Origin of the sequence: Sinomonas sp., assembly GCF_051955515.1 — a bacterium.
Classification (GTDB): Bacteria; Actinomycetota; Actinomycetes; order Actinomycetales; family Micrococcaceae; genus Sinomonas.
In genome coordinates, this window is the sequence record NZ_JBQCGQ010000316.1 from 1 (window position 1) to 5,518 (window position 5,518).

7 protein-coding genes are annotated in these 5,518 nt (G+C 65.5%); 2 read left to right on the top strand and 5 right to left on the bottom strand.

Going from position 1 to position 5,518, the window contains the following annotated elements:
• The coding region (locus tag ACTHL9_RS18705) for a hypothetical protein (RefSeq protein WP_440520766.1) at positions 1-238 on the top strand (238 nt) is incomplete at its 5' end.
• A 6-nt stretch (positions 239-244) separates the two neighbouring features.
• On the opposite strand, the gene ACTHL9_RS18710 is transcribed toward ACTHL9_RS18705, so the two are convergent.
• Together ACTHL9_RS18710 and ACTHL9_RS18715 are read right to left on the bottom strand one after the other, a co-directional pair.
• Complete coding sequence (locus tag ACTHL9_RS18710; RefSeq protein WP_440520767.1) at positions 245-1,111, bottom strand: SDR family oxidoreductase; 867 nt, start codon at positions 1,109-1,111, stop codon at positions 245-247.
• On the bottom strand, positions 1,108-1,563 hold the full coding sequence (locus ACTHL9_RS18715) for a nuclear transport factor 2 family protein (RefSeq protein ID WP_440520768.1): 456 nt from the start codon (positions 1,561-1,563) through the stop codon (positions 1,108-1,110). Before ACTHL9_RS18715 ends, ACTHL9_RS18710 begins: the two co-directional genes overlap by 4 nt.
• 78 nt (positions 1,564-1,641) lie before the next feature.
• On the opposite strand from ACTHL9_RS18715, the gene ACTHL9_RS18720 reads away from it, so the two are divergent.
• Positions 1,642-2,307, top strand: coding sequence for a TetR/AcrR family transcriptional regulator (locus tag ACTHL9_RS18720; protein WP_440520769.1), 666 nt, complete (start codon positions 1,642-1,644; stop codon positions 2,305-2,307).
• A gap of 11 nt (positions 2,308-2,318) precedes the next feature.
• On the opposite strand, the gene ACTHL9_RS18725 is transcribed toward ACTHL9_RS18720, so the two are convergent.
• From ACTHL9_RS18725 to ACTHL9_RS18735, 3 genes are read right to left on the bottom strand one after another with little or no spacing between them, the layout of a single operon-like run.
• Positions 2,319-3,296: a hypothetical protein gene (locus ACTHL9_RS18725; protein WP_440520770.1), complete on the bottom strand. Its 978-nt coding sequence runs from the start codon at positions 3,294-3,296 to the stop codon at positions 2,319-2,321.
• Positions 3,293-4,471 carry a sensor histidine kinase gene (locus tag ACTHL9_RS18730; protein ID WP_440520772.1) on the bottom strand — a complete coding sequence of 393 codons (1,179 nt, stop codon included), beginning with the start codon at positions 4,469-4,471 and terminating at the stop codon, positions 3,293-3,295. The genes ACTHL9_RS18725 and ACTHL9_RS18730 overlap by 4 nt, the downstream gene beginning before the upstream one ends.
• Positions 4,471-5,115, bottom strand: a complete 645-nt coding sequence (locus ACTHL9_RS18735) for a sigma factor-like helix-turn-helix DNA-binding protein (protein ID WP_440520773.1) — start codon at positions 5,113-5,115, stop codon at positions 4,471-4,473. The genes ACTHL9_RS18730 and ACTHL9_RS18735 overlap by 1 nt, the downstream gene beginning before the upstream one ends.
• Positions 5,116-5,518 lie beyond the last annotated feature (403 nt).

Below are 5,518 nucleotides of genomic sequence, written 5' to 3' on the forward strand. Positions count from 1 at the left end.
CCTCGTCATGGGACTGCCCGTTCTCACAACGGACTGGCCGTTTCACGCGCCCGAGGCCGAGTATCTGCAACCCGGCGAATCGATGCTTCAGAGCCGTGACTCGCCAGATGCGTTTGCGGACCTCATGTGGAACGAGAGCAAGAGGCCCAACCCAAGAACCATCAAGACCGAATACCCCCGTCTTGAGGACATGATCAACAACTATTCGACCGGCATTCTGAATCTCTTGAACGGCTGAAACTCCTCACCCCGCCAACTGCCTCAACCCCACCACGGGAATGTCCGGGTACAGCTCCCGTCCCGCTCGAACGTCGAACTCGGCCCCGCCGCCGTTCATCCAGAGGGCGGCTTTCGACATTCGGGCCAGGAATGGCGAGACGGGTCGAGCGGCGACGGACATCACCCTGAGCGCGGGCAGCGGAATCCGCTGAACCGTCGCATTCGGGGCTCCCGCCAGTAGCGCGTCCGCGAGCTCGTTGAAGGTGTGCGTCTCGGTGCCCCATTCAACCGTTTGGCCTTTCAGCGATCCCTCCCGCAGAACACGCCGCACCAATTCGGCAGCATCCGCGGTCGAGGTGAACGTGACCGGCGCTTGGCCGGAGCCGAAGACGACGACGCGTCCCTTCGTCGGCAGGGATTCGGACATGGTGACAAGGAATTGGTCGAGATTGGCGCCCATGCGGATCGTCGTCCAGACGAGGCCCGAACTCCGCAGGGCTTCCTCGGCGGCCGCCTTCATGCGGAGGAATTCGATCGGCCCATCCGGCGCCGCCCCGTGCATGGACATCATCACGAAGTGTTCCACCCCGGCTTTCACCGCAGCATCAATCAACTGCAGCGCCCCGTCACGATCGACGCTCCGCGGATTGCCGCCCTTCTTCAAGCCGAAGCCAGAGGCCGCAAAGACCACCTTGGTGCATCCCTCCACCGCGCGGGCGCAATCCGCGGCAGAGGCGAGGTCGCCGCGGAGGAGCTCAACGCCGTCGTCCGCTCGCTCGGGGAACGGCAGCGAGGCGCCGCGCGCGAAGATGCGGACGGGCTCGCCGTCGTCCTTGATAAGGGGAACCAAGGCCGAGCCGAGGCGGCCGGTGCCGCCAACCACCAGGATCATGGCGCGGAAGGCGCCGGAGCCTGCACGGCGGTGACGGAGCGGACGGCGGCATTGACGTCGCCGGAGTCGTATTCGACGGGCTCGAGGTAGAAGCGCACCACGGCGAGTTTGTCGTCGCGCACCGTGAAGATGGCGACGCCGGCCTGCTCGATGCGAACCCCGTCGCGGCGGGTTCCCGCGGAACTCCACTCGATCCAGACCTTTCCCTCGGGGTCGACGGCGACATCGTGGACCTCGAGGGCAAGGTCCGGAATGCCGGCAAAGAGGGACGACCAATTCGAGCGGACCTGGTCCCGTCCTCGGAAGCTGCGGGCCGGGTGAACGGGAGTGATGTTCTCGTAGTCCTCGGCGAATTCGAGGACCATGGCGTCGAGATCGTGCTGGGTGGCCGCGGCGAACATGCGCCGGACGGGCCCTTCGGGGAGGCGGCCGAGGCCGCCATCAGATTGCATGGTGGGCTCCGGAATGAGAGGGGTGGGCGCTAGGATTATTTGGATACAGCTCGCTGTATTGATTGGAGTGTAGATCCGGTGAGTTCGGCGGTCAATGGGGGAGAGCGCGCGGGGAAGGCGCGCGCCTACGATGCCTCGCGCCGCCGCGCCCTCGCCGAAGAAGCACGACGGAACGTCCTTGCCACGGCGCGCGAGCTCTTCCTCGACAAGGGGTATGGGGCCACGACGATCGCCGAGATCGCTCGCTCCGCCAGCGTCTCGCCAGAGTCGGTGTACAAGAATTTCGGCGGGAAGCCGGGCCTGGTCAGGGCTATCCAGGAGCAGAGCCTCCTGGGCGCAGGCGGGCCGCCCGCGGAGGAACGCTCGGACCGGGCCCAGCTCACCGCCACGGATCCCCGCGCGCTCATGGACCAGTTCGGCCGCTTCACCGCCGAGATCAGCCCGATCGGCGCTCCGATCGTCCTCCTCATCCGCGACGCCGCCGCCAGCGGCCACCCCGGCATGGCGGACCTCCTGCGCGAGATCGACGACGCGCGGTACCGCCGCATGCTCCACAACGCACGGCAGCTGGTGGGCCGAGGCCTGCTTCGGGCTGGGTTGGGTGCTGAGGCCGCGGCGGACGTCATGTTCGCGTGTACGACGGCGGAGCTTTACGAGAGCTTGGTCCTCAAGCGAGGCTGGGGTGCTGAGAGATATGGGGAATTCATCGCGGCGACGTTGGCGGCGAATCTGCTGGGGGAGTGATTCATCCTCGGTCAGAGCTCCAGGTAGACGGAATCTCCGGGCTCATTCGGGGAAAAGACGATGGTGATTGAAGGCCCTTTGCCGACCGGGCGAGCTCTGACGGTGAGGGTTCCCGGACTCTTCAAGCCGGGTACGAGCGTGTCCAGCGTCTCGATGAGCGCCATGAGTTCCCGCTCATCCGGAACAGCGTCACGGTCATCGAGCAGATGGACAACGATTCCCCGCGACCGGGCAAAGGAGACGTGTCGAAGGACTTCGGGGATCGCCAGCGAGCCGCCACGGACCCGATCCCTCAGCGCGGCCTCGGTCTCGAGCATGCGACGCCGGGTCTGCTCATCGAGTTCTATGCGTGGATCGGCAGCAACAGCGAGGGCCGGGGAAGCGATGTCCCTCACCTCGTGGACCCATCCGGCGGCCTCCACGGCGCGAGCCCGCGCTCGTGCGGCCTCATCGAGGAGGGCGAGGGCCTGTCTTGTCTTCGACTCGGCGCGAAGGTCGTTGAGGGTGAGGAATCGCGCCAACGTGACAGCTGTCGCGACGAACAGCACCGGGGCCATGCACATCTGCAAACCCTCTTCGAGCCCCGACGCGGTGTTCAGTGACCAGATGATCGTCACCGTCGAGAAGAGGAGGCACCCCGCCGCCGCAAACCCGGGCCGTCCACGCATCGCCAACACCACCAGAAGGCATTGGAGGGCCGCCGGGTGCCACGCGGCATAACCCGGCCAGTCACTACGGGGCAGCCCAAATTGCACGAGGGCGGTAATCAGCCCCGAGCCCACAACGGCAGCGAGTGACGTGGCTGCCGGAAGAGGCCCTTCGTGGGGAAGGAGCGAAAGGATCAGCAAGAGCGAGTAGATGACCATGGCTGAGATGCTCGCTTCGGGCTGCGAGTTGCCATCTAGCGAGGCTGTTCCCAAGACGATCTGCAGAGCGGCGAAGGCGCCAGCCAAGACGATCAGGAAGGTGGTGGGGATCGAGCGGGTCACTGCTCTTCCACCACCCACTCAAGAAGTACTTTGGTTCCCTCGCCTGGAACCGATGCGACCTCTGCGCGTCCGCCAGTGCCCACAACCCTTTGGATGATCGACACCCTGATCCCGAGTCGACGCGGGGGTACCGACCCGAGGTCAAAGCCGCGCCCGTCGTCGGCTATCTCAACTCGCAATCGCCCGCCGACCACACGAATCGAAATGGTTGCGCGCGAGGCCCTGGAGTGACGGCTTGCGTTATCGAGCGCGGTGAACGTGGCTTCAAGCAAGGCATCGGCGACTGTGGCAGGGAGGGTCAGAGGACTGTCGCCGGGAAGTGCAGAGAAGATGTCCACGGGGAGGAAGGCCGGGTTCTCAGCGACCGCCTGTAGGCGCGAGGGCAGCTCAACGAGGTGCACCGGACTTCGAGCCGGCTCCGTCGCCGCGTATTCCTCAAGCCGCCTCATCCCTTCACGTGCTGCCCGAGCAGCTCCACAGCGCTGCTCGGGGGTCACTGCCTGCGCAGCCGCAACGAGGGCCGACATCACAGAATCGTGGAGGATGGCCCCCAGACGATGGCGCTCGATCAGCTGTGCTCGCGCTCCTGCCGATTCCTTGTAGGCGGCTACAGCGTGCGCCTCAGCGGTATCCGCTCGCTCCGCCCCCAGACGGATCGCGTGAATCGCCACTGCGACAGCGATGCCGACCATTGCCGCATAAGCCGCATCCTCAGCCGCGACATCCCAGCTCGCCGAGCCGCCTGACGGTGAGTGCCGGACCAGGGCGAACAGAATGGAGGTCGACACCGCGTAAAGAGCCGCGCCCTTGATGCCCGCCGCGCCCGCGAGGCAAGCCGTGGCCAGAGAGAGTACGTGCCAGAGCCACGGAGGCCCCGACTCGGGCACCGGATGTGCGCCTGACCAGGTCAGGAGGCCCCCGGCTATCACCACGGCGAAACCGCCCAATGCCCAGCGGTCAACGCGGCCCCGCACGCTCGCCGCCGCGGCCCACAGGATGGTTATCGCTGCGCCCCCGCCGAAGAGCATGTCCCACCAGGGGGCAAGTCCGGGCAGGTCGTCGAGGACGTCGTCGACTCCCTGAGCGCACAGAACGAGGGCGAACACAGCAATTGACCTCGAGATGACAGCCTCGGCGGCCGCGCGGTGGCTCTCGTCACGCACGGCCGCGGCCATCAGCGGGTTCCGGGAATGACCGGCGGCAGGATCCCATCCTTGATCGCGTTGATGAAGAGATGCACCTTCTGCGTCGCTGGCCGGTTCTGGGCCTGGTACTTGGCTTTTGCTCGGTCCACGTACGTCTTGGCCGTTGCCGGGCTGCAGCCCATCCTTGCCGCCGTCGCTTCGATGTTGAGGCCTGAGGCGTAGAGGCCCACCGCTTCCTGCTCCTTCTCAGTGAGGGTGTTCCGCGAGAATTCATGATCGTCGTCGAGAACCGCTGCGAATTCCCGGCAGAGAACCTCGCGCCCGGCATGGACGTCCCGGACCATGTCCAGCAGCTTCGACGTCCGCTCCGCCTTGCGGACATAGCCGGAAGCGCCTGCAGAGAGTGCATCTTTCAGCGCGTCCGGGTCATCGGCCAGCGAGAAGAGGATGACCTTGCAGCCGTGGGCACGGAGACGGTGAACGTTCATGGCGGGGCTCGACCCATCTCCCAGAGAGAGGTCGAGAGCCACGACTTGGCAGACGTCCCGACCGGCCCCGATGAGGGCGTCCACGGTGGGAGCGTCCTTGGTCACGAAGACCGGCCGTTCCGCGCTCGCCGCATCGCGAAGAGCGGCGCCGATAACACCCATCCGAATGGCCTCGTGGTCATCCACGACTCCCAACCTGATGGGGGTCGTCGGAGCCGGAATCCCGAGACGACGTCCCCGATAAGACGCCTGAATAGACTGAATTGCCATACTGCCCCCATTACCATGACGCGTTCCTGGCGCGTCTCTGTCCCTGCGCCGAAGTCTAAAGCCGCCTTCTGGACGTTCCCTCCACTTGGTGGATTTATGTCGCGACAGTTCAGTGATGGAGTTTTCAAAACTGTCAATATGTGAATGCGCGGAGTCGCCCTTGCGATCAATCGTTCGAGCGGACAAGGACCTGAACGCGGGGATCGGCGGACCGGAGGACCTCCTCAATGTCGTCGCGCATCCATTTCAGGTTCGCGCCGGCGGCAGGGATGTCGTTATGGTCCAACCAGCGCACGACGTCGACCGTCACCGCCGAACC

What these genes read in the sequence shown, in the direction of transcription:
- ACTHL9_RS18710 (WP_440520767.1), bottom strand. Translation starts at nt 1,111, where the DNA reads ATGATCCTGGTGGTTGGCGGCACCGGCCGCCTCGGCTCGGCCTTGGTT.
- ACTHL9_RS18715 (WP_440520768.1), bottom strand. Translation starts at nt 1,563, where the DNA reads ATGCAATCTGATGGCGGCCTCGGCCGCCTCCCCGAAGGGCCCGTCCGG.
- ACTHL9_RS18730 (WP_440520772.1), bottom strand. Translation starts at nt 4,471, where the DNA reads ATGGCCGCGGCCGTGCGTGACGAGAGCCACCGCGCGGCCGCCGAGGCT.